We start from the raw sequence: 21,853 nt of genomic DNA, 5'->3' as shown, positions 1-21,853 counted from the left end.
TAGGAACAGAACAAGGAAATCGCCGTGATCATTTCTTGTTCGAAATGTGGCAAAATGGTTAACGCTGGAGCCTGAAGCATGAAGAATCCTGTCCTGAAAACCGAAAAAAGTGTGACTTTACTGGGCGGTGGACAGGTTAACCGCGAAATTCTTGTCGATATCTTAAAATCAGCCCCAATTTTGGTCGCAGCCGATGGTGCGGCAGATCGCGCCCTGGCCGAAGGTCTGATGCCGGAGGCGGTGATTGGTGATTTTGACAGTGTGTCACAGCATGCGCGGGAGGTGATTCCCCAAGAGCGGCTGCATCACATTCCTGAACAAGACAGCACGGATTTCGAAAAATGCCTCAGCCGCATCGACGCGCCGCTGATTTTTGGCGTCGGATTCACCGGCGCGCGGGTGGATCACGAATTGGCGGTCTACACGGCTTTGATGCGCCATCCAAAGCAGCGCTGCATCATCGTGGGCGAGTTTGATGTGATCGCCCATGTGCCCAGCTCTATTTCCCTCACCCTTGCGCCCGGCACGCGCGTGTCGCTGTTCCCAATGGGGCCGGTGACGGGGCGCTCAGAGGGGTTGCGCTGGCCGATCGAGGGGTTGCATTTTGCCCCGGCGGGCCGGGTTGGCACCTCGAATGAAGCCTCTGAGGCACAGGTCCATTTGGCTTTTGACGGGCCGGGAATGTTGTTGATCCTGCCGCGTTCGGACCTTGCGGCGCTGGTCCAGGGGCTCGCGTTTGATGCGTGATTAAGAGGCGGTGGGCCCCGCGACCACCGGGGGTTTTTGCGCGTGCATCCGTTCGCGGTGGATCAGATACAGCCCCGAGGCGACGATCACCGCGATGCCGACCCAGACGGTGAGGCTGGGGAAATCGCCAAAGACCACAAGCCCCGCGAGGGTGGAAAACGCCAGTTCCAGATAGGACAGCGGCGCGAGTGTTGCGGAGGGCGCAAGGCGCAGCGCCAAGGTCAGAAATTGATGCGACAGGGTAGCGGCCAAGCCGACGGAAATGAGCCAGACCCACATGATCCCTTCGGGCATCACCGGGTCAAATATCCCGCCTTTGCCGTCGAAATAGACCAAAATCGGCAGCGCCATGAGCACGGAGACCACGGCTGTGGCGGCTTGCAACAGGACGGGCCTGTGGTGGCGCAGCGCACGGGTGACCAACATGTAACAGGCAAACAGGACACCCGCGGCAAAGGGCAAAAGCGCCACTGCGCCAAAGGCCGCAAGCCCCGGTTGCACCACGATCAAAGCGCCGACAAAGCCGACCACGGCGGCCATGATCCGGCGCGGGCCGATTTGTTCGGCAAAGATCATCCAGCCCAAAAGCAAGATCACGAAAGGTTCGACATAGGTCACCGCCAGGGCGTCGGCCAAGGGCATGACCGACACGGCGCCGACAAAGGCAAAGGTTGCGCCCAAGGTGAAGAGCGCGCGCAACGCGATCAGGCCCCAGTCACGGCGGCTGATCCGCCACGACAGCCCCATGATCCCCGACAAAGGCACCAGGATCAGCGCCTGAACCACAAAGCGGCCAACGGTGATTTGCGCCGCCGGATGGGCCACGGAGGCCAATTTGGCGCTGACATCAATCAGCGGCGCAATGGCGCAAAAGCCGACCATCAAAAGGAGTCCGAACACGGGGTGATCTGGGGGGCGATTTTGGATCATGGGCCTTTGTCAGGCAGAGGGCGCGGGCGCGCAAGTCCGTTTCGAGATGAAAATGCGCCTATGCGTTCCGGCTCAATTGTCTGGTCGTGTCAGGATATAGGCCGCCCCCGCGCTCATCAAAACCGCCTGCGCGATGAGCACATAGGCGGGCAGGCCAAGGATCAGACAGATCACAAAACTCGCCGCCATCATCGAGATGGAGAGGGCTTTGATCCGGCGCGGGATGGCCCCGGTTTCTTCCCAATTGCGAATGAGGGGGCCAAAATGGGCGTGGTCCAGCAACCACATCCGCAGGCGCGGCGAGCCTTTGGTGAAAAAGAACGCAGCCATAATCAGAAACCCGGTCGTCGGCAGGACCGGCAACACCGCACCGATCAGGCCCAAAGCCACGCAAAACCCGCCGAGGGTAAGATGGATATATTTTGACATCCGCTCAACCATGCCTTGTTCTACTACGTCCCCCTTACCCAAGCATTTACGCTCAAGTTGCGCGCTGTCCAGTCGCCTTGACGCCGCAGACGGGCGCAGAGGGGGGGGCACCACGCATTTATCCTATTCAAACGGCGGTGTGCCGCCTATAACCGCCAGTGACACTTTCAGTCACAAACGCGCGCTCAGCCATTGGGGGAAACACAGCATGTCCGACACCCTGTCGCCGATTGACACCGCCAAATTTGTCGCCGCCAAAAAGGCGGTGGAATTTGTCGAGGACGGGATGAAGCTGGGCCTGGGCACAGGCTCCACGGCGGCGTGGATGGTGCGGTGTTTGGGCGAATTGGTGCGCGACGAGGGGCTGAATATCGTCGGCGTTCCGACCTCAAGCCGCACCGCCGAACTGGCGCGGCAACAGGGGATCAAAGTGATCTCTTTGGATGAGGCGAAATGGCTTGATCTGACGATTGATGGCGCCGATGAATTTGATGGCGATCTGAACCTGATCAAGGGCGGCGGCGGCGCGTTGTTGCAAGAAAAGATCGTGGCGACCGCGTCGGATCAGATGATCGTGATTTCGGATGTCTCGAAACAGGTCGATATGTTGGGTGCGTTTCCTTTGCCCGTCGAGGTCATTCCCTTTGGCTGGCAGACCACCAAGGCACTGATCGAAGAGACGTTGGTGTCGATGGATGTGCTGGGTCAACATGCGACCCTGCGGATGAACGGCGATGCCGCCTATGTCACGGACGAGGGCAATCACATCGTCGATCTTCACCTGCAACGCATTGGCAATGCGCGGCAATTGACTTTGGTGTTGAACCAAATCCCCGGCGTGGTCGAAAACGGACTGTTCATCGATATTTGCGACAAGGTCATCATCGGCCATGGCGATGGCCGGGTGACGACGCGGGACATCCTGTCGGGCGAGGAAAGCGAAGATCAGATCGAGTTCGCGGAAAGCGAAAACATTTTTGCCGATCTGTAGTGAGCTAAGGGTCATGTCTTTCGCTCTATGGTCCTTCTGCATGCTGGCATGGGTTGGCGGGGTAAATTATATTTCGTGGCGCGGATTTAAACGTCGCCATCCGAACGGATCGTTTTGGTCTCCATTGGATCTCATGAAAGACTGGCGGGCACAGCTTCCCATTGCTTGTGGAGGGCTTTTGGCTTTGGTCTTCCTGTCTTGGTTCGCATCTTTGGTGGGACGATAGAATTGCACACCATCCTGCTCTAAAACCGCGGGGTTTTCCTTTGGCGTCAAACCCCCTACATCTACCCTCAACTTAGACTTCTTCTAAAAGGCGGTAGCATGGATTTCGATTATGATCTCTTCGTAATTGGCGGTGGCTCGGGCGGTGTGCGCGCGGCGCGGTTGACGGCGGCGGATGGGAAAAAGGTCGCGATGGCCGAAGAGTTCCGCATGGGCGGCACCTGTGTCATTCGCGGTTGTGTGCCGAAAAAGCTGATGGTTTTTGCCTCGCACTATTCGGACTACGCCGAAGAGGCCGGGACATATGGCTGGGACATCACCTTGGGGGATTTCAATTGGCCGTCGTTTCAAAAGCGGCTCCATGCCGAATTGTCCCGGCTTGAGGCCATTTATACCCGCAACGCCGACACGGCAGGGGTCGAGATCCTGCACCAACGCGCCACGGTGAAAGACCCGCATACGGTTGTGTTGGCCGATGGCACGGAAAAAACCACGAAACATATCCTTGTGGCTGTGGGTGGGACTCCGTTTGTGCCTGACACCGTGCCGGGGATCGAACATGCGATCACCTCGAACGAGATTTTCGACATTCCGGCGCTGCCGAAAAAAATCCTTATCGTCGGCGGCGGCTACATAGCCTGTGAATTCGCCTGTATCTTCAACGGGCTTGGCTCTGAGGTGACGCAATATTATCGCGGTGCGCAAATCCTGCGCGGCTTTGACGACGAAGCACGCGGCCATATTGCCGAGCTGATCACCGGGCAGGGCATCAACCTGCATGTCGGCACCGATGTTGAGCGGCTTGAAAAGCGTGACGACGGCATTTGGGTCAAGGCCACGGATGGGCGTGAAACCCTGTTTGATGTGGTGCTTTATGCCACCGGGCGCACGCCCAACACCAAAGGCCTTGGGCTTGAGGATGCGGGCGTTGAGCTGGGCCGTCATGGCGAGATCAAAGTGGACGCCTATAGCCAAACCAACATCCCCTCGATCTATGCCGTGGGCGATGTCACCGACCGTATCCAACTGACCCCCGTGGCGATCCGCGAGGCGGTGGCGTTTCACGAGACGGTGTTCAAGGGCAATCCGATGAAACCGGATCACTCGAACGTGCCGTCGGCGATTTTCACTCAGCCGGAATATGGCGCGGTCGGTCTGACCGAAGAACAGGCGCGCGAAGAGGGGCCGATTGAGGTTTATTGCGCCGCGTTCCGGCCGATGCAAAACGCCTTTATCGAGAAAAACGAACGGGTGATGTTCAAACTCATCGTCTGTGCCACCTCGCGCAAGGTGCTGGGCTGTCACATCATCGCGCCCCATGCCGGGGAACTGATCCAGATCGCGGGGGTGGCCGTGAAAATGGGCGCCACCAAAGAGGATTTCGACGCCACCGTGGCGGTGCATCCGACCATGGCCGAAGAAATTGTCCTGATGAAAACGCCGACCCGCGTTCATAACTGAGTAAAACACCCCGAAAGGGGCCCAAACAGCCCGGAAACCACCCCTGCGACCATCTCGCACCCTTGAAACTCGGGGCGAGAGAGAACAGGTTAGACAAGAGCCTTGGCCCGACAGGACCGTCCTGCCGGGTCAGACCCATACGAGAGAGGAAGAGACCTTTATGGCCAGTAACAATGGCGGCCCTTGGGGCACCGGAGGTGGTGGAAACCGCCCGACCGGTCCCGGTGGCGACAATCGTGGCGGCGACAACCGGAATGGCGGACGCCGTCCCGGTGATCAGCCCCAGATCCCCGAAATCGAAGATATGCTCAACAAGGGCAACGAATATCTGAAGGTGTTGATGGGCGGCAAGGGGGGCGGCGGTGGCCGCTCCGGCGGTTCTGATGGCGACGGCCCCGGCATGTCCAAGGGCGTTATCGCTCTTGTGGTTTTGGGGGCTGTTGGCCTTTGGGCGTTTTCCTCTTTCTACACCGTGAAACCCGAAGAACAGTCGGTCGAATTGTTCCTTGGTAAGTTTTCCAAGATCGGCAATCCGGGCCTGAACTTTGCGCCATGGCCGGTGGTGAGCTACGAGAAAGTCGTGGTGACGGGCGAACGGACCGAAACGGTCGGCCTCGCCGGCAGTGGTGGGTCTGGCATGATGCTCACGACCGACGCGAACATCGTCGACATCGACTTTCAGGTGGTCTGGAATATCAACGATCCGGCGAAATTCCTTTTCAACCTTTCCGATCCGGTTCAGACGGTACAGGCGGTGTCCGAGGCGTCCATGCGCGAGATTATCGCGGCTTCGACACTGGCCCCGATCCTCAACCGGGACCGTGGTGTGATCGCCGACAGAGCGTTTGAACTGATCCAATCGACACTCGACAGCTACGACAGCGGCATCACCGTGATCCGCGTCAACCTCGACAAGGCCGACCCGCCCACGGACGTGATCAATGCGTTCCGTGACGTGCAGGCTGCCGAACAGGAACGGGACCGGTTGCAGCGTCAGGCCGACGCCTATGCCAACACGGCCCTTGCCGGTGCCCGCGGGTCCGCGGCGCAGATCCTTGAAGAAGCCGAAGGCTACCGTGCCCAGGTTGTCAACGCTGCAAAGGGTGAGGCAAGCCGGTTCTCCGCTGTTTTGACCGAATATCAAAACGCCCCCGAGGTGACGCGCAAACGTCTGTATCTTGAGGCGATGGAAGAGGTTTACGGCGGTCTCGACAAGATCATTCTCGATGATAATGCCGCCAGTGGTCAGGGCGTCGTGCCCTATCTTCCGCTCAATGAGCTTCGGAAATCAACCACCACCGGAGGGTCGAACTGATGAAGAAACTTCCTATTTTCATCGCCGTTCTTTTCGTGGCGGCTGTGCTGGCGTTCTCTTCGTTTTTTGTCGTGGACGAACGTCAAAAAGCGCTGGTTCTGCAATTCGGTCAGATCAAGGCCGTCAAAGAGGAACCTGGGCTTTCCTTTAAAATCCCGTTCATTCAGGACGTCGTTTACTACGATGACCGCATCCTGTCGCTCGAAACGCCGGAAATCGAGGTCACGCCCTCGGATGACCGTCGTCTTTTGGTCGACTCCTTTGCGCGCTACCGCATCGCGGATGTGGTGAAGTTCCGTCAGGCGGTGTCCACCGGCGGGATCCGCCTGGCCGAAGATCGTCTCAAAGGCATCCTGAACGCACAGCTGCGTGAGGTTTTGGGCGCTGACACGATCACCTCGAACACGATCATTTCGGCGGAGCGGGCGTCGTTGGCGCTGCGCATTCGGGACAAGTCCCGGATCGAGGCCGCCTCGTTGGGCATCGACATCATGGACGTTCGGTTGAAACAGACCTTTTTGCCGGAACAAAACCTTGAGGCCACCTTTGCCCGGATGCGGGCAGAACGTGAACGCGAGGCCGCCGACGAGCGGGCGCGTGGTGCAGAGGCCGCACAGCGTGTGCGGGCACAGGCGGACCGGACCGTGGTCGAACTTAAATCTGATGCCGGGCGTCAGGCCGAGATCACCCGTGGTGAAGCCGATGCCGAGAAAAACCGCATCTATGCGGATGCCTATGGTGCCGACCCGGATTTCTTTGAGTTCTATCGCTCGTTGGATGCCTACCGGAAGGGCCTAAATGGCGAGAACACCACCATGGTGATTTCGCCGGACAGCGAATTCTTTGACTACCTGAAATCCAATTCAGGTCGCTGAGACGGAGCGTTTGCGATGGGCTTTTGATCCTCGTGTGAAAATCGAAAGGGGCGGGTGGCAACACCGGCCCCTTTTTATGGCCCAGCTTTATAAGCTGTTCATTTTGGTGCGCTTTACCCTTGTCACAGCCCGCTCACATGCTGTTGACTGAACGCGACCGACTTTGAGTTGTGCGACACCGCACCTATCTATACCCCAAAGACACGTGTCGCGCCCGGCCATGCCATTTCCGGCACAAGCATTCGGGGGCATCAGACGGAGGATATTTTACCGATGATACAGGCTCGCGCCGTTTCCACCGATCAAAGCAGAGGGATGGTTCCCTCCCGCGCTGATCTTCGCATGATGGTCTTTGCCCTGATTGGGGTCATTGCACTTCTGTTTCAAACCGTGTCTGCCGAGGCGCGTGGCGCGCCTGAAAGTTTCGCCGATCTCGCTGAAAAGGTCAGCCCCGCCGTGGTGAACATCACCACCACAACCATGGTTGAGGCTGTCGCCAACGATCAGCCGGTTGTGCCCGAGGGCTCGCCGTTTGAGGATTTCTTTCGCGATTTCATGGATCGCAACGGTCAAGGTGGACAGGCTCCGCGCCGTTCCCAGGCTTTGGGGTCGGGCTTTGTGATCTCCGAGGACGGCTATATCGTCACCAACAACCATGTGATTGAAGGCGCCGACGAGATTTCGATCGAATTCTTTGAAGGTTTCACCCTTCCGGCCAAATTGATCGGCACTGATCCGAAGACCGACATCGCCGTGCTGAAAGTCGAAAGCGATAAGCCTTTGAAATATGTGCCCTTTGGCGACAGCGACCTGTCGCGCATTGGCGATTGGGTGATGGCCATGGGCAACCCGCTTGGCCAAGGGTTCTCGGTCTCTGCGGGGATCGTGTCGCAACGTGGCCGCGCGCTCCAGGGCGCCTATGACGATTACATTCAAACCGACGCCGCCATCAACCGCGGCAACTCCGGTGGCCCGCTGTTCAACATGGACGGTCAGGTCATTGGCGTGAATACCGCGATCCTCTCGCCCAACGGTGGGTCCATCGGCATCGGCTTTTCGATGGCCTCCAACGTGGTCTCCAAAGTCGTCGATCAGTTGAAAGAATTCGGCGAAACCCGTCGCGGTTGGTTGGGTGTGCGCATTCAGGATGTGACACCCGATGTGGCCGAGGCCATGGGGCTTGAGGCTGTCAAAGGCGCGCTTGTCACCGATGTGCCCGAGGGTCCGTCGAAAGAAGCCGGACTTGAATCCGGCGACGTGATCATGACCTTTGACAGCAAAGAGGTCACTGACACCCGCAGCCTTGTGCGCACGGTGGGGGAGACCGAAGTTGGCAAAGCGGTGCGTGTTACGGTGTTCCGTGACGGCAAAACCAAAACGCTGATGGTCACTCTGGGCCGCCGCGAAGAGGCGGAAAACGTCGCTTTCCCGACCGACGATGGCGCGGCGCCGCAAGTGCCCGACACCACCCGGATGCTGGGCCTGAGCTTGCAACCGCTGGACGACACGCTGCGCGAAGAGCTGGGGGTGACCTCCGGCACCGATGGTCTGGTTGTGGTCGAGGTGGATGAGGCCTCCGAAGCCTTTGCCAAAGGCCTGCGGGCGGGCGATGTGATCACCGAAGCGGGCCAGCAAAAACTGATGTCTGTGGCCGATCTTGAGGCCCGCGTAAGCGAGGCGCGCGAAGGTGGGCGTAAGACCGTGTTGCTCTTGGTGCGTCGCGCTGGTGACCCGCGCTTTGTGGCCCTTGGTGTCGATGACAACTGAGCCTGAGCGCCTTCCCTCATAAAACAAAAAGGCGGCCCCCAGCTCTGGTGGGCCGCCTTTTTCTATCTTGGACGGTCCGAAGATCAGCCCTCGCGCGGCACTTCCTTGAGCCCAAGTTGGCGCGCCGCCGCCAGAGACAGGATGTCGCTGTCGACCCCTTGGTCCGATTGATAAGCGTGGATGGCGCGTTTTGTCGCGAAATCCATCCGCCCATTTGCAGCTCCCGCGTGATAGCCACGCACCGACAGAGCACGTTGCAGCGACGCGATGAATTCGGGCGTCAGCTCCTCTTGGCACAGGGTCTCAAACCACAATTCCTTGCGCTCGCGCACAATTTCTTGCCGGGTTTCCGTGCGGTAGACAGCGGGGTAGGAGACGGTGCCATTGGCCTCGATTTGTGGCGGTTGCACCAAAACCTGCTCTGTGACGGTTTCGATGATCGCGGGGGTGACGTGCCGCCCGTAACAGGTGTTTGGGTCGGCTCCCGGTGGCGCGCCGGGCGTCTCTGAGGCACGCATGATGCCATCTTCCGGGGCGCTTATTTGGCAGGCGGCCAAAAGTCCCGTCAGAATGAAAAGCGGCAATCGGGCGGGAAAAGGGACCTGTTTCATCGGCATGCCTGTCTGCTTTGCCCCTTTGGGGGCTGTTTGGGGCAAGTCTACCGTGAAATTCAGATTTTCCAAAGGGTTTGAATGGTATCGCCTTTGGGAGGCCTGTCAGAGGGCGGGACGGCACACAGGTACGTCACGTGCCAGAAATATAGGCGCGCGGGTTGCCTTGACACCAACCGGACCACAGGGCGCGACGCAATGGCCCTTTTCACCGGGAAACTGACAGGCTAAGCCTGTGGCAACACGAAGAAATGCGAGAGAAGGACAAGCCTATGGTCAAGATCACCTATGTCGAATTTGGCGGCACCGAACATGTTGTGGACGTGCCGGTGGGGCGCACCGTGATGGAAGGCGCGCGCGACAATGGCGTGCCGGGCATCGACGCTGATTGCGGCGGGGCTTGTGCTTGTTCCACCTGTCACGTCTATGTCGCGCCTGAATGGGTCGATAAAATCCCCGCGAAAGACGACATGGAAGAGGATATGTTGGATTTCGCCTATCAACCCGATCCGGTGCGGTCGCGCCTGACCTGTCAGATCAAGGTCACAGACGCGATTGACGGTCTTGTCGTCAACCTGCCCGAAAAGCAAATCTGATGCTGCGTCTGGCCGCGGCTTTTGTGCTGGCGGCCAGCCCGCTTGCCGCCACTGAGATCACGAATGATGTCACTTCCGCGCGCTACATTGAGCCGACGGATGTCTACGGCCATGGGGCCGTGGCGGGCGGTGAATATGCGCAGATGCGTGTGGCGTTGAGTGACGGCACCGAGCGCAATGTGTCTTTCAAGAAAAGCATTTTCGAGGATACCGCACCGCGCCTGCATGATTTCGATGGCGATGGGTCCCCTGAAATTGTCACTGTCGTCAGCGGCTTTGCCACCGGCGCTTGGGTGCAGGTCTGGTCGCTCAATGCCTCCGGCGTGCTGATCCCGGTCAAATCCAATGCTCCCATCGGTGCGCGCCACCGCTGGCTCGCGATCGCGGGCATTGCCGATTTTGATGGCGATGGCACCGATGACATTGCCTATATCGACCGCCCGCATTTGACCAAAGAGCTGGTGATCCTTCCCGTCGATCTGGCGGGGCCGGGGATGTTAGATGCCACTGCAAGCCTTGCCGGCCTGACCAATCATCACCTTGGCTCCGCCGGGATCGAAGGTGGCATACGCGACTGTTCCGGGCATGTGCCGGTGATTGTCACCGCCAATGCGGACTGGTCGCAGGTCATGGAAACCAGATTTGAGAATACTGAGTTGGTCAGCACTCCCGTTGCGCCCTACACCGGGGCCGACAGCTTTGCGCCCTTCCTGATCTGTCCGTGATGCGCGCCTGAGGCACAGCGCGACGCCTTTCGGAAACTTAACCGCCTGAAAACCCCGTAAATTTGGCCATGTCGTGCGTTTTGGCTCTGGCATTCACTGTCGGCTGTGCCACAACGCCTCGACCCTTCAAAGAAAGATCGAGGACTTTGACATGACCTCTCATGTGCTGACCGTGACTTGCCCCTCCAGGCGTGGAATCGTGGCCGCGATTTCTGGCAAACTGGCGGAGCTTGGCTGCAACATCACCGATTCCGCGCAATTCGATGATCCGGGCACCGATCAGTTTTTCATGCGGGTGAGTTTTGTCTCAGAAACCGGCCTGACCCAACCTGAACTGGCGCAGGGATTCGTGCCCGTGGCCGAGGCCTTTGGCATGCAATGGGCGGTGCAGGACGAGGCGACGAAGATGAAAGTCGTGATCATGGTCTCGCGCTTTGGCCATTGTCTCAACGATCTTTTGTACCGCTGGCGGATCGGCGCCTTGCCGATCGACATCGTTGCCGTGATTTCAAATCACATGGATTATCAAAAGCTTGTGGTGAATCACGATATTCCTTTCCACTGCATCAAGGTGACAAAAGAGAACAAACCCGAGGCCGAAGCCGCGATCATGCAGGTGATTGAGGACACTGGTGCCGAACTGATCGTTTTGGCGCGCTATATGCAAATTCTGTCGGATAAAATGTGCCAACATATGTCAGGTCGGATCATCAACATCCACCATTCGTTCCTGCCGTCTTTCAAAGGTGCAAACCCCTACAAACAGGCGTTTGAGCGGGGGGTGAAACTGATCGGAGCGACGGCGCATTATGTCACCGCTGATCTGGACGAAGGTCCGATTATTGAACAAGACACGGTGCGGATCACCCATGCGCAATCCTCGGAGGATTACGTCTCCTTGGGCCGTGACGTCGAAGCCCAGGTGCTCTCGCGCGCGATCCATGCCCATATCCACCACCGCGTGTTCATCAACGGCAATAAAACGGTGGTGTTTCCGGCCTCTCCCGGCAGCTACGCTTCTGAGCGGATGGGGTAGGGGCGAAAAGGGGCTCTGCCCCTCGTCCGGGCAGCACGCTGCCCTGTCTCACTCCGGGATATTTTCAGACAAAAGAAGCCGCAGGTTTACCGGTCCTTAAGCTTGATGCGCGAAGCTCACCCCACGGTATAGGCGGGGACGCCGATGGCCGTGACGGAAGAAGGCCCTTCGCTCTCCTCAAGCGGAGGGTCATTTCTTTTGTCTGAAAATATCCCGGGGGTTTGGGGGGCAGGCCCCCAATAAAACAACGCCGGAGACATGGAAAAAGGCGTGCCGTTCGAGCACGCCCCTGTTCTGTCGCGACAGCCAGTGTTTGGGCTTTTACACCAAAGTTCCAAACCGGAGGGCCATTCGAGCCAGTGGTGCATTTCGCACCATGGTTTATCGCAGGGTAAGGTTAAAATTCCCCTAACCATACTCCGCGCATGTCTTACAGTGCCCGCCAGCCAATATCAGTGCGGTTGAAGCCGCCCGGCCATTCGATCCCTTCGATCATCGCATAGGCGCGATCACGGGCCTCTTTTAGGCTCTCGCCACGCGCCGTCACGTTCAACACACGACCGCCCACGGCGACAATCACGCCGTCTTTGAGGGCAGTACCCGCATGAAACACCATGTTTTTGCTGTCCTCGGGTAAGCCGCCCAAGCCTTTGATCTCAGAGCCTTTTGCGTAAGCACCCGGATAGCCATTTGCGGCCATCACCACGGTGATCGCATGATCATCGGCCCAGTTGACTTGCGCCTGATCCAGTCGGCCTTCGGCGGTCGCCAGCAACAGATCCAGCACCTGCGCACCAAGCCGCATCATCAACACCTGACATTCTGGGTCGCCAAAGCGGCAGTTGTATTCAACAAGGCGCGGTTGCCCGTCTTTGATCATGAAACCCGCGTAAAGCACGCCTTGATAGGGCATCCCGCGCTTGGCCATTTCTACAACGGTCGGTTTGACGATCTCGTCCATGGCTTTTTGGATGACGCTGTCGCTCATCACGGGGGCTGGGGAATAGGCGCCCATGCCGCCGGTGTTCGGCCCGGTGTCGCCATCGCCGACGCGTTTGTGGTCTTGCGCCGTGCCGATGGGCAGGACGTTTTCGCCATCACACAAGATGAACCAAGAGGCCTCTTCGCCTTCCATGAATTCCTCGATCACCACTTCGGCCCCAGCCGCGCCAAATTCACCGCCGAACATGTCGTCGATGGCGTCCAAGGCGGCCTGTTCGTCCATCGCCACGATCACGCCTTTGCCTGCGGCCAAACCGTCGGCTTTCACCACAATCGGTGCGCCTTGGGCGCGGATGTAGTCTTTGGCGGGGGCGGCCTCGGTAAAGCGGGCGTAGCCAGCGGTTGGCGCACCGGAGGCGTCGCAAATCTCTTTGGTGAAGGCTTTCGAGGCCTCCAGTTGCGCCGCTGCCTTTGAGGGGCCAAAGGTCAACACACCAGCGGCACGCAAATCATCGGCGACGCCTGCGGCCAAGGGGGCTTCTGGTCCAATGATCACAAAATCAATCGCGTTCTCTTCGACAAACCCGACCACCGCTGCGCCATCGTTGATGTCAAATGAGGCGCATTCGGCGATCATTTCGATCCCCGCATTGCCGGGGGCGACGATCAATTTATCGCATTTCGGGTTTTGCATCACAGCCCAAGCCAAAGCATGTTCGCGCCCGCCGCTGCCCAAGATCAGAATGTTCATTCTCGCGTCCCCGCTTTTCATCCGGTTTCGGGCGTTTTAGGGTGAGTACGAACACGACACAAGCGTGAGCACCCATATGTCCGAGCTTTTCGAAGAGGACGGCCCACAAGGCCCGTCAAATGCGCCCGAATTCACCGTCTCCGAGCTGTCGGGTGCGGTGAAAAAGATCATCGAGGGCGAATTTGGCTTTGTCCGGGTGCGCGCCGAGGTCGGGCGGGTGTCACGGCCACGTTCAGGACATTTGTATTTCGACCTCAAGGACGACAAATCCGTGATCAATGCGGTGAGTTGGAAAGGGCAAGTCGCCAAGATGCAGGTCCAGCCCGAGGAGGGGATGGAAATCATCGCCACGGGCCGGATGACCACGTTCCCCGGCGGGTCGCGCTATCAGATCATCGTCGACAGTGTCGAACCGGCGGGGGCGGGCGCCTTGATGGCGATGCTGGAAAAGCGCAAAGCGGCCTTGGCCGCAGAGGGTCTGTTTGATCCGGCGCGCAAGCAACCTATCCCCTATTTGCCAACGGTAGTTGGCGTCGTAACCTCGCCTTCCGGTGCTGTGATCCGCGATATTTTACACCGCTTGCGCGACCGTTTTCCACGCCATGTGTTGATCTGGCCGGTGGCGGTTCAGGGCCAAAATTGCGCCGCCGAAGTGACCCGTGGGATCGAAGGGTTTAATGCGCTGCCCAAAGACGGGCCGATCCCGCGCCCGGATTTGATCATTGTCGCGCGGGGCGGTGGCTCGGTCGAGGACCTGTGGGGCTTTAATGAAGAGATCGTGGTGCGTGCCGCGGCGGCCTCAAACATCCCGTTGATCTCCGCCGTGGGGCATGAAACCGACACGACGCTGATTGATTTCGCCTCTGACATGCGCGCGCCGACACCGACGGCCGCCGCCGAAATCGCCGTGCCAGTGCGACGTGAACTTTGGGTCACGTTGCAAGAGATGCGGGCGCGGATGGAGCGGGCGCTGAGCCTTGGCGTGACGCGTCGGCGGCAACGGTTGAGCGACCTGTCTCGCGCTTTGCCACAGCGCGGGCGGCTTTTGGACGGGCCGCGTCAGCGCGTCGATCAAATGGAAGTTCGGCTCAATCAGGCGTTGATCACCTCGGTCAGTACCCGGCGCTTGAAGCTTTCGAACCGTTCTGCCGTGTTGCGGCCCACGCTGTTGCGCGGGATGTTGAAACGCGGGCAGGAGAAAACGGTGATCCTTGGCGGTCGTCTTAGCCCGGCTCTGGCCCGTGCCGTGGCGCAAAAGCGCCGTGATTTTACCAGTGCCACCAAAGGTTTGGACCCTCTGCGCCTGTCGCGCCACACAGTTCAGGCGCGGGGTCAGTTGGATCAACTCGCAGCCCGGTTTGAACGCGCCTCAAAGGCCCAGACCGAGCGCTGGCGCGGGGCGTTGGACCGCCGGGCCGGGATGCTAGAGGCGCTGTCCTACCAAAAGACCTTGGAGCGCGGCTATGCCGTGGTTTGGGATACCGCTGGCGGGGTAGTGACCTCGGCCAAGGAGGCGAGCCGGATGCATGAGGTGCAATTTGCCGATGGCCGGGCGCGGATTGGCGGCGGCGTGGCTGTGGCCCCGGTGCCGTCTAAGGCGAAAAAGCCAAAAGGTGGTGGGCCGGAGCAGGGGTCTTTGTTTTAGCGGATCAAACCCCGATCTGCGGCCCCATACAACTGAGCGGCCCGTCACTGGCCCAGGCCTCGTAGAGTTCGGTGCCACTTTCGCCTTGGAACACCGCCTTTAACTTGTCGCTCTCGACAAAGAACTGCCAGCATTGCGGGGCGGTGCCGTCTTCGTAGACGAAACAGATGTTTTGCCCGGATTCATACCAGATGCCCTCTTTGCAGGTGTCTTGGTCAAAGGCCCAGCGGACGCGGTTGCCGGGCAGGTATTCTTCGGCGCCATAGGGGTGGCCGTCCTCGGCAAAGGTCAGGGTCTTGCCTGTGGCATAGGCTTCGAATTCCGCGCCGGTCAGCGGGTCAGAGCCCGCCGGAGCAGCGAAAGCCGAGGCGGCAACGGCCAAGATCGCGGGGGCCAAACAGGCCGGGAGGGACAGCTTTTTCATCATTTGGAAACCATGCCACAGCATTGCGTTTAGCTCCATTCACATTCTTAACATCTGGTTAACCGGCTGAACATCTGAAGAGCTGTTCAACGCGGTGTGGGAGCGCTGTCCGCATCGGCCATCACCCGCGCCACCCGTTTGTCCATCACTTTAAACCAAATTGGCGGGATCAGCGCGAGTGTCGCCATGGCCGGTAATGAGCGTGGCAGCCGTGGCATGTCATCTGACAAATCAAGCGCGATATAGGGCTTCATCGGATGGGCGTGATGATCGGAATGGCGCGGCGCATTGAGCATCAAGAACGAGGTGAACCATTGCGGGCTGTTCCACGAATGCGCGGGGCCGACGGGTTCATATTTTCCCTCTGAGACTTCGGCACGGCGCAACCCGTAATGTTGAACATAATCCGAGAGCATCAATTGCGAAGAGGCATAGCCCGCCAGCAAGATGTATTTGAAAACCCCCAATATTCCGCCGATTTGAAAGGCGATGAACAGACAGATCACAGCCCCGCCGATATAAAGCGCATAGGGGTGGAGATCGGTGTTGCCAGAGCGCGCTCGCAAGGCGTTTTCTTCGCGCAACCCAGCCTTAAAAGACCCGATCCAAGCGCGCGGCAGAAACCGATAGTAGCTCATGCCAAGGGGGGCGGAGTTTGGGTCGTCCGGCGAGGCGGCATAGCGATGATGAACGCGGACATGGGCGGTGGCGTGATGGCCGAACAACAGCGTGATATAGACCCAAGTGCCCAGCCGCCGCAGTGTGCGGTCCGAGCGATGGATCAGCTCATGAGCGTTGGAATTGGAGACCTGACCCAAGAACAGACCAAAACCGAAAAACATGAATATCCGTTCCCAAAGTGCAAAAGGCCCGACCGAGAGCGCCCAGACCGCCAAGGGCATCATCGCAAAATGCGAAATGGCTAGGATGGTTGACAGGGCATTGGCGTCGGGAAATTCGGCCTCTGGATCGGCGGGATCGCGGGCGAGGCTGACCAATTGGTCAAAGCCATAGGCCAGCACGGTCATATAGAGAAACCCGACCACGGCCCATAGTCCACCAAACAGCGCGCCCAGCGACAAAAGCGCGACGGGGGCGAGGGTGGACAGAGCAAAAAAGCGAATGATGTGAGCGGTTTTTGTGGGATTGGACATCATGGACACACCTTCAGGACTGTGCAGACTATAGGCGGTGTGAGGCACGGGTGCAAAAGCATTAGGGTGCCAGAGAGGGCGCAAGTCAAAGAGGACGAGGAGGATCGGGATGGTGCTATTTGGCATGGGCCTTGGTGGCGGGATGGCTGTGGTGGTTTTTGCGGCGCTTCTCGCGGCGCTGGCCTATTTGCCCTTCACGCATCGCGACAAAACGCTTTGGCATAGCGTGCTCAAAACCATGCCCGTCGCGGTGTTCGCAGGGAGTGCGGCGGTGCAGGGCGCGCCGGGGCTTTTGGTGGCGGGATTGGCGCTTTCGGCCTTGGGCGATTGGGCGTTGTCGCGTCCCTTTGAGCGGGCGTTTATGGCCGGGTTGGTGAGTTTTGCCCTCGCGCATCTGTGTTATCTTGGTCTTTTCATCGGCTTGGTCGAGACGTGGCGCATCCTTCCCGTGATCCTCTTGATTGGGTTTGCTCTTTCAAGCGAGCTTTGGCTGGCGCCATTCACCGGGGACATGCGTTGGCCCGTGCGGGTCTATGTGGGTTTGATTTGCGCAATGGTGATGGCGGCGCTGAGCCTGCCTGATCTTTACCGCATGGCAAGCGTCGGCGCGCTGCTTTTCATGGCCTCTGATCTGATCCTTGCGCTTCAGATGTTTCGCATGTTGCCGGACACCAAACGGGCGCGCTGGGCGGGCTATACGCTTTGGACCCTGTATATCCTTGGGCAAATGACGATTCTTTTCGCCTTTGTTGCGGTCAAACCGCATGGCTAGGGCTTTTCTAAAAGGCCAAGACCGATTAAGTGAGCAAGGAACGGAGGCCCTATGTCGCTATTTTCGAAACTGAAATCTCGCCTGATGAAAACCTCGTCGAAACTCGACGAGGGGCTTGAGGCGATTGTCGAAGATGGCGGTGTGGAAAGCAGTGCGGATGAGGCGATTTTGGCCGATCCGGTGATGCCGGAGGGTGTGCCGGTTGAGCCGCCGCTGGAGCAGCCCGCGCCGATCCCAGAAACATTTGCGCCGCAAACGCCGATTGAGACGCCCGACGAGACGCCGATTGAGATCCCGGATGCGGTGACACCGTTGGAAATCCCGGTTGAAACCGTTGTGAACGAGGCTCCCGAGCCAAGTGCAACCGCGAATAAGCCGGGCTTGGTTGGACGCCTTTTGGGCCGCAAAGAGACCCAGCCGGTGCTGCGTCGCACCCTTGATGATGCGATGTTGGAGCAGCTTGAAGAGCTGTTGATCACCGCTGATATGGGGGTTGAGACCTCGATGCGCGTCACTGCCGCGATGGCCGAGGGGCGCTATGGCAAAAAGCTTTCGGTCGATGAAATCAAGCGGCTGATGGCCCGTGAAATTGCGCGAATCATGGAATCCGTGGCCAAGCCGATGCCGCTTTATCCCAAGACCCCGCAGGTGGTTTTGGTGGTGGGCGTCAACGGATCGGGCAAAACCACGACCATCGGCAAATTGGCCAGCCAATTTAAAGCCGCCGGGAAAACCGTGGTAATTGCGGCCGGAGATACGTTCCGCGCCGCCGCCGTCGAACAGTTGCAAGTCTGGGGCACGCGCGCGGGCGTGCCGGTTTTGACCGCGCCCGAGGGCTCTGATCCCGCCTCATTGGCCTTTGATGCCATGACCAAAGCCGAAGAATTGGGTGCCGATCTGTTGATGATCGATACCGCCGGACGGTTGCAAAACCGCGCCGATTTGATGGAAGAGCTGTCCAAAATCGTCCGGGTGATCCGCAAAAAGGATGCCACCGCGCCGCACAACACATTGCTTGTGTTGGACGCGACAACCGGGCAAAACGCGATTTCACAGGTTGAGATTTTCCAAAAACTCGCGGATGTCTCCGGCCTTGTGATGACGAAACTCGACGGCACGGCGCGCGGTGGTGTGCTTGTGAGCCTCGCGGATAAGTTCGGTCTGCCGATCCATGCGATCGGGGTGGGCGAGCAAATCGACGACCTTGCGCCGTTTGACCCCGAAGATTTTGCCAAGGCCCTGATGGGTCTGGAGGTTTGATGTTAGAAATTCTGCACGCAATCGGCCCGGGCAACTGGGTTTCGGGCGGTGACGTTGTTGAGCGTCGCGAATCCATGCAGGAGCTGTTTTTCGATCACCCGGTGTGCCCGGAGGAGACCGAAGAGGACTGGCCCGATGATCGTCAACTCTACGCCGAAATGGTGGTGGTTGAGGGCGAGCGTTTGGTCGGCACTGCGATGTTGGTGGTCGATCCCGAACGCGAAGATCGCCCGGCGCGGATTTGGGGCATGGGTGTCTTGCCGGCGTTTCGCACGGATTTCATCATCCAAACCTTGGAAGAAACGCTCATTCGCGCCGCCCATCTTGATCCGGCCTATCCGTTTATCGAGGCCACAGATGGCGCGCTGGTGCCCAATCCCTATTCTGAGATCGAAGGCCTGCGCGAACGTCGCGGTCCGCTTGCCGCCTGATTTCAACCAGAAGCGTGCATGGGTGTTTGCCCTCTCATGGCCCCTGTGCGCTTAATCCTCTGGCCCTTTTCAATGGGCTTCTGTAGCAGGGCGCTATGAGCAGTTGGATCCTATCCCTTGAAGGCACAGAGGCCGGTCACCACGCAGCCCTCACTTTGGCTTTGGCGGCGGCGTTTTTGCATGCCTTGTTTGGCGCGCTGCAAAAGGGGCGGCATGATCCGTGGATGTCTCGGGGCGCGATGGATTTTTTCTATTGCATCATTGCGGCGCCTTTTGCGCTTTTCGTGGTGCCATGGCCCGAACCGCATATGTGGATCATTTTTGCGGGCATGTTTGTCATCCACATGGGCTATAAAATCGCCCAAGGCTACACCTACACCAAAGGCGCTTACACAGTGGTCTATCCGGTGGTGCGCGGCACCGGGCCGTTTTTCGCGGTCATCGGCGCGGGCTTGGTCTTTGGCGAACATTTCACCCTGATCCAATGGTCGGGTGTGATGGTGTTGATCGCCGGGATCTTCGGCCTTGCGGTTTATAACTTGCGCACCATCACTTTGGGCCGTGAGACCATGGTGCCCGCCCTGATGTTGGCGGTTTTGACCGGGTCTTTCGTCGCACTTTACACCACCTATGACGCCTACGGTATCCGCGCCACCGCCGATCCGTTCACGTTTTTGGCGTGGTTCTTTTTCCTTGACGGTCTTGTGATGCCGGTTGTCGCCGCGTTGCGCTATCGTCAGATGGTCGATAAGCCCGCGCTCGGCCCTTTGGCGCTGCGTGGGTTTACCGGCGGCATCGTGGCGTATTTTTCGTTTGGTTGCATCATGTTGGCCACACGGTTGGACAATGTCGGCGAAGCCGCCGTGTTGCGCGAAACCTCGACCGTGTTTGCGGCCTTGATTGGCTGGATCGTTTTGGGCGAAAAGGTCGGACCGCGCCGTTTGGCGTTGATGACCTTGATTGCGCTCGGTGCGATCATAGTTGAGATAGGGGGATAAAGGACAGACCATGCCAGAAGACGCACCAGAGACGATCGCCGAAAAAAAGCTCAATCCTGTGGTCAAGACCGTGCTCGAAATGGGGCCGATCCTGGCGTTTTTCGCGGGCTATGTGATTTTGAAAAACAAGGTGTTCACCATCGCGGGGACGGAATATTCCGGCTTTATCGTGATGACCGCCGTGTTCATCCCGCTTTTGGCCGCATCGACTTTCGTGCTGTGGCGGCTGACCGGAAAGCTCTCCGTCATGCAGATCATGACGCTTGTGTTGGTCGTGGTCTTTGGCGGGCTGACGATCTGGCTCAATGACGAACGGTTTTTCAAAATGAAACCGACGATGATTTACCTGCTGTTTGGCGGAGCGTTGGGCGTGGGCTTGCTGCGCGGCCAATCCTATCTGTCGCTGGTGCTGGGTGAGGTCATGCCGTTGGATGCGCAAGGTTGGAAAAAACTCACCTTTCGGATGATGTTGTTTTTCTTCGCGCTCGCCGTGGCCAATGAGATGATTTGGCGGACGATGGAGACCGACACTTGGGTCAAATTCAAAACCTTTGGCCTGCCCATCGCAATGATCGCGTTTTTCATGGCCCAAGGCGGCTTGATGAGCCGGCATTCGACCGAAGAGGACACCCCCAAGGACAAAACGCCAAAGGCCTAATTCCCGGTGGCGGTGTAAGGCAGATAGGCAATCGCCAAGGCGGCGTTGCCGGTGAGCGTCAGCCCGTCGATTAAAATATCCTGACCGGGCGCGCCTGCGACGATGTCGTTGACCAACTGGCCCGAGGCAATAATCGCCAAGAGTTCGGGTGATTCCAGCATGGCAAAATGCCCAAGCATCCCGGCCCCCGGCGCGTTGGTGACATCAAGCACCAAAACGCCCATCTCGCGCAGTGCGCCAATGTCATCAGCGGCCCCGACGCGCGGATGACCGCCCGTAAGGATCGACGAAATCTTAAGCGCGGAATCCCGGCGCGAGGCCACAACGGCCAGTTCCACGCCATAGGGCGCCACATCTTTGACCTGACGACGAAACACATCGACGTCGATATCGGCATCAATCAACACCACGCCGTTGAGCGCGTCCAATGTGCGTCGATCTCCCTCCAAAGCCAGCCGTTTGAGGGCCTCCATCGTCAAAAGCCCGCCCATCGAATGCGCCAGAATGGTGATGCTTTGCGCGTTCGATCTGGCCAGATCTTTGATCGCATCGGCCAAGGCGCGGCGGGCATAAAGCACCGAATCCCGGTCATAGGCATATTGCGACACCCGACCCGCAGAGGGCCATGAAAACGCCACCATAGGTTCGGTCATCTTGAAATCGGTGGCGATCTGTGCGGCGCGAAACACCGCACTGGCATAGGAGACGTTATAGCCATGCACGAACAAAATGACGCCGCGATCGCCCTTGGGACGGCGCGCGATTTGGGCGTTTAAATCGGCGCGAAACCCGGCAGTACCGTCATAGGCTTTGCTCTGTGCGACAAAGAATTCGCGTTTGGGATCAATGCTGCGCCTTGGAAATGAAAAATGGCCCGGTTTCCGGTCCGGCGGCACGGAGATTGTGTAGCTGCGATAAAAGGTCTCGTCGGACCGCCGGCCTTCAAAGGCTTCTTTCGCATCGGGCGAGACTGTGCGGTTGGTGAGGACAAAAATGTCGCGGGTCTGCTCCGGGGTCACTCCCGGCGGGCTGTTGATCAGTGGTTGCGCGCAGCCGGTGAGGACAAAAGCACCGCCGCTCAACAGAATGTGCCGCCGGGAGACTGTCACG

Annotated in this window: 22 protein-coding genes; 15 read left to right on the top strand and 7 right to left on the bottom strand. The window is 58.8% G+C overall.

The window, feature by feature from the left end:
- Positions 1-78 precede the first annotated feature (78 nt).
- The gene (locus B30_RS05050; RefSeq protein ID WP_009570941.1) at positions 79-747 is read left to right on the top strand and encodes a thiamine diphosphokinase; all 669 of its coding nucleotides are present in this window, start codon (positions 79-81) and stop codon (positions 745-747) included.
- On the opposite strand, the gene B30_RS05045 is transcribed toward B30_RS05050, so the two are convergent.
- Both B30_RS05045 and B30_RS05040 read right to left on the bottom strand, forming a co-directional pair.
- Positions 748-1,677, bottom strand: coding sequence for a DMT family transporter (locus B30_RS05045; protein WP_009570940.1), 930 nt, complete (start codon positions 1,675-1,677; stop codon positions 748-750). It abuts the gene before it with no gap.
- 72 nt (positions 1,678-1,749) lie between these two features.
- A complete protein-coding gene (locus B30_RS05040) occupies positions 1,750-2,106 on the bottom strand; it encodes a YbaN family protein (protein ID WP_040401946.1) in 357 nt (118 codons plus the stop codon).
- Positions 2,107-2,314: 208 nt separating this feature from the next.
- On the opposite strand from B30_RS05040, the gene rpiA reads away from it, so the two are divergent.
- From rpiA to B30_RS05015, 5 genes are all read left to right on the top strand, one after another.
- The gene (gene rpiA / locus B30_RS05035) at positions 2,315-3,097 is read left to right on the top strand and encodes a ribose-5-phosphate isomerase RpiA (RefSeq protein ID WP_009570938.1); all 783 of its coding nucleotides are present in this window, start codon (positions 2,315-2,317) and stop codon (positions 3,095-3,097) included.
- 324 nt (positions 3,098-3,421) lie between these two features.
- Positions 3,422-4,783 (top strand): glutathione-disulfide reductase, encoded by a 1,362-nt coding sequence (gene gor / locus B30_RS05030; RefSeq protein WP_009570937.1) that lies wholly within the window; start codon positions 3,422-3,424, stop codon positions 4,781-4,783.
- 160 nt (positions 4,784-4,943) lie between these two features.
- On the top strand, positions 4,944-6,098 hold the full coding sequence (hflK, locus tag B30_RS05025; protein ID WP_009570936.1) for an FtsH protease activity modulator HflK: 1,155 nt from the start codon (positions 4,944-4,946) through the stop codon (positions 6,096-6,098).
- The gene (hflC, locus tag B30_RS05020; RefSeq protein ID WP_009570935.1) at positions 6,098-6,973 is read left to right on the top strand and encodes a protease modulator HflC; all 876 of its coding nucleotides are present in this window, start codon (positions 6,098-6,100) and stop codon (positions 6,971-6,973) included. The genes hflK and hflC overlap by 1 nt, the downstream gene beginning before the upstream one ends.
- Before the next feature lie 273 nt (positions 6,974-7,246).
- Entirely contained in the window at positions 7,247-8,740 is a 1,494-nt protein-coding gene (locus B30_RS05015; protein WP_009570934.1) for a DegQ family serine endoprotease, read from the top strand.
- Positions 8,741-8,823: 83 nt separating this feature from the next.
- On the opposite strand, the gene B30_RS05010 is transcribed toward B30_RS05015, so the two are convergent.
- Positions 8,824-9,351, bottom strand: coding sequence for a peptidoglycan-binding domain-containing protein (locus tag B30_RS05010; RefSeq protein ID WP_232616891.1), 528 nt, complete (start codon positions 9,349-9,351; stop codon positions 8,824-8,826).
- A gap of 272 nt (positions 9,352-9,623) precedes the next feature.
- Between B30_RS05010 and B30_RS05005 the strand changes: the two genes are divergently transcribed.
- The 3 genes from B30_RS05005 to purU all read left to right on the top strand — a co-directional run bounded on the left by B30_RS05005 (position 9,624) and on the right by purU (position 11,708).
- Positions 9,624-9,947: a 2Fe-2S iron-sulfur cluster-binding protein gene (locus B30_RS05005; RefSeq protein WP_009570932.1), complete on the top strand. Its 324-nt coding sequence runs from the start codon at positions 9,624-9,626 to the stop codon at positions 9,945-9,947.
- Entirely contained in the window at positions 9,947-10,672 is a 726-nt protein-coding gene (locus B30_RS05000) for an FG-GAP repeat domain-containing protein (protein ID WP_009570931.1), read from the top strand. Before B30_RS05005 ends, B30_RS05000 begins: the two co-directional genes overlap by 1 nt.
- Before the next feature lie 151 nt (positions 10,673-10,823).
- On the top strand, positions 10,824-11,708 hold the full coding sequence (purU, locus tag B30_RS04995) for a formyltetrahydrofolate deformylase (protein ID WP_009570930.1): 885 nt from the start codon (positions 10,824-10,826) through the stop codon (positions 11,706-11,708).
- 430 nt (positions 11,709-12,138) lie between these two features.
- Here the strand turns inward: purU and purD are convergent, their stop codons facing one another.
- Positions 12,139-13,401: a phosphoribosylamine--glycine ligase gene (gene purD / locus B30_RS04990; protein ID WP_009570929.1), complete on the bottom strand. Its 1,263-nt coding sequence runs from the start codon at positions 13,399-13,401 to the stop codon at positions 12,139-12,141.
- A gap of 76 nt (positions 13,402-13,477) precedes the next feature.
- On the opposite strand from purD, the gene xseA reads away from it, so the two are divergent.
- Entirely contained in the window at positions 13,478-15,046 is a 1,569-nt protein-coding gene (xseA, locus tag B30_RS04985; RefSeq protein WP_009570928.1) for an exodeoxyribonuclease VII large subunit, read from the top strand.
- A 4-nt stretch (positions 15,047-15,050) separates the two neighbouring features.
- On the opposite strand, the gene B30_RS04980 is transcribed toward xseA, so the two are convergent.
- Positions 15,051-15,509 (bottom strand): hypothetical protein, encoded by a 459-nt coding sequence (locus B30_RS04980; RefSeq protein WP_226946214.1) that lies wholly within the window; start codon positions 15,507-15,509, stop codon positions 15,051-15,053.
- A gap of 47 nt (positions 15,510-15,556) precedes the next feature.
- Positions 15,557-16,624, bottom strand: coding sequence for an alkane 1-monooxygenase (locus tag B30_RS04975; RefSeq protein WP_332835013.1), 1,068 nt, complete (start codon positions 16,622-16,624; stop codon positions 15,557-15,559).
- 109 nt (positions 16,625-16,733) lie between these two features.
- Between B30_RS04975 and B30_RS04970 the strand changes: the two genes are divergently transcribed.
- The 5 genes from B30_RS04970 to B30_RS04950 all read left to right on the top strand — a co-directional run bounded on the left by B30_RS04970 (position 16,734) and on the right by B30_RS04950 (position 20,743).
- Positions 16,734-17,396 (top strand): lysoplasmalogenase, encoded by a 663-nt coding sequence (locus B30_RS04970; protein WP_009570925.1) that lies wholly within the window; start codon positions 16,734-16,736, stop codon positions 17,394-17,396.
- A 51-nt stretch (positions 17,397-17,447) separates the two neighbouring features.
- Positions 17,448-18,656, top strand: coding sequence for a signal recognition particle-docking protein FtsY (ftsY, locus tag B30_RS04965; protein ID WP_009570924.1), 1,209 nt, complete (start codon positions 17,448-17,450; stop codon positions 18,654-18,656).
- Positions 18,656-19,087: a GNAT family N-acetyltransferase gene (locus B30_RS04960; protein WP_009570923.1), complete on the top strand. Its 432-nt coding sequence runs from the start codon at positions 18,656-18,658 to the stop codon at positions 19,085-19,087. The genes ftsY and B30_RS04960 overlap by 1 nt, the downstream gene beginning before the upstream one ends.
- A gap of 95 nt (positions 19,088-19,182) precedes the next feature.
- Complete coding sequence (locus tag B30_RS04955; protein WP_009570922.1) at positions 19,183-20,085, top strand: DMT family transporter; 903 nt, start codon at positions 19,183-19,185, stop codon at positions 20,083-20,085.
- A 10-nt stretch (positions 20,086-20,095) separates the two neighbouring features.
- Entirely contained in the window at positions 20,096-20,743 is a 648-nt protein-coding gene (locus B30_RS04950; protein ID WP_009570921.1) for an inner membrane-spanning protein YciB, read from the top strand.
- Here the strand turns inward: B30_RS04950 and B30_RS04945 are convergent.
- On the bottom strand, positions 20,740-21,852 hold the full coding sequence (locus tag B30_RS04945) for an alpha/beta hydrolase (RefSeq protein ID WP_009570920.1): 1,113 nt from the start codon (positions 21,850-21,852) through the stop codon (positions 20,740-20,742). The genes B30_RS04950 and B30_RS04945 overlap by 4 nt on opposite strands.
- Position 21,853 lies beyond the last annotated feature (1 nt).

Origin of the sequence: Celeribacter baekdonensis B30, assembly GCF_000299875.1 — a bacterium.
Taxonomy (GTDB): domain Bacteria; phylum Pseudomonadota; class Alphaproteobacteria; order Rhodobacterales; family Rhodobacteraceae; genus Celeribacter; species Celeribacter baekdonensis_A.
Note: the sequence above shows the minus strand (reverse complement) of the source record. Positions and strands in the feature narration are given on the sequence as shown.

Excerpts from the sequence above, each read along its gene's own strand:
- B30_RS05050 (WP_009570941.1), top strand. The coding sequence starts at position 79 with ATGAAGAATCCTGTCCTGAAAACCGAAAAAAGTGTGACTTTACTGGGC.
- xseA (WP_009570928.1), top strand. The coding sequence starts at position 13,478 with ATGTCCGAGCTTTTCGAAGAGGACGGCCCACAAGGCCCGTCAAATGCG.
- B30_RS05005 (WP_009570932.1), top strand. The coding sequence starts at position 9,624 with ATGGTCAAGATCACCTATGTCGAATTTGGCGGCACCGAACATGTTGTG.
- hflC (WP_009570935.1), top strand. The coding sequence starts at position 6,098 with ATGAAGAAACTTCCTATTTTCATCGCCGTTCTTTTCGTGGCGGCTGTG.
- B30_RS05015 (WP_009570934.1), top strand. The coding sequence starts at position 7,247 with ATGATACAGGCTCGCGCCGTTTCCACCGATCAAAGCAGAGGGATGGTT.
- B30_RS04975 (WP_332835013.1), bottom strand. The coding sequence starts at position 16,624 with ATGTCCAATCCCACAAAAACCGCTCACATCATTCGCTTTTTTGCTCTG.
- purD (WP_009570929.1), bottom strand. The coding sequence starts at position 13,401 with ATGAACATTCTGATCTTGGGCAGCGGCGGGCGCGAACATGCTTTGGCT.
- gor (WP_009570937.1), top strand. The coding sequence starts at position 3,422 with ATGGATTTCGATTATGATCTCTTCGTAATTGGCGGTGGCTCGGGCGGT.
- rpiA (WP_009570938.1), top strand. The coding sequence starts at position 2,315 with ATGTCCGACACCCTGTCGCCGATTGACACCGCCAAATTTGTCGCCGCC.
- B30_RS05010 (WP_232616891.1), bottom strand. The coding sequence starts at position 9,351 with ATGAAACAGGTCCCTTTTCCCGCCCGATTGCCGCTTTTCATTCTGACG.
- B30_RS04970 (WP_009570925.1), top strand. The coding sequence starts at position 16,734 with ATGGTGCTATTTGGCATGGGCCTTGGTGGCGGGATGGCTGTGGTGGTT.
- B30_RS05045 (WP_009570940.1), bottom strand. The coding sequence starts at position 1,677 with ATGATCCAAAATCGCCCCCCAGATCACCCCGTGTTCGGACTCCTTTTG.
- B30_RS04960 (WP_009570923.1), top strand. The coding sequence starts at position 18,656 with ATGTTAGAAATTCTGCACGCAATCGGCCCGGGCAACTGGGTTTCGGGC.
- purU (WP_009570930.1), top strand. The coding sequence starts at position 10,824 with ATGACCTCTCATGTGCTGACCGTGACTTGCCCCTCCAGGCGTGGAATC.
- B30_RS04955 (WP_009570922.1), top strand. The coding sequence starts at position 19,183 with ATGAGCAGTTGGATCCTATCCCTTGAAGGCACAGAGGCCGGTCACCAC.
- B30_RS04980 (WP_226946214.1), bottom strand. The coding sequence starts at position 15,509 with ATGGAGCTAAACGCAATGCTGTGGCATGGTTTCCAAATGATGAAAAAG.
- ftsY (WP_009570924.1), top strand. The coding sequence starts at position 17,448 with ATGTCGCTATTTTCGAAACTGAAATCTCGCCTGATGAAAACCTCGTCG.
- B30_RS05000 (WP_009570931.1), top strand. The coding sequence starts at position 9,947 with ATGCTGCGTCTGGCCGCGGCTTTTGTGCTGGCGGCCAGCCCGCTTGCC.
- B30_RS04950 (WP_009570921.1), top strand. The coding sequence starts at position 20,096 with ATGCCAGAAGACGCACCAGAGACGATCGCCGAAAAAAAGCTCAATCCT.
- B30_RS05040 (WP_040401946.1), bottom strand. The coding sequence starts at position 2,106 with ATGTCAAAATATATCCATCTTACCCTCGGCGGGTTTTGCGTGGCTTTG.
- hflK (WP_009570936.1), top strand. The coding sequence starts at position 4,944 with ATGGCCAGTAACAATGGCGGCCCTTGGGGCACCGGAGGTGGTGGAAAC.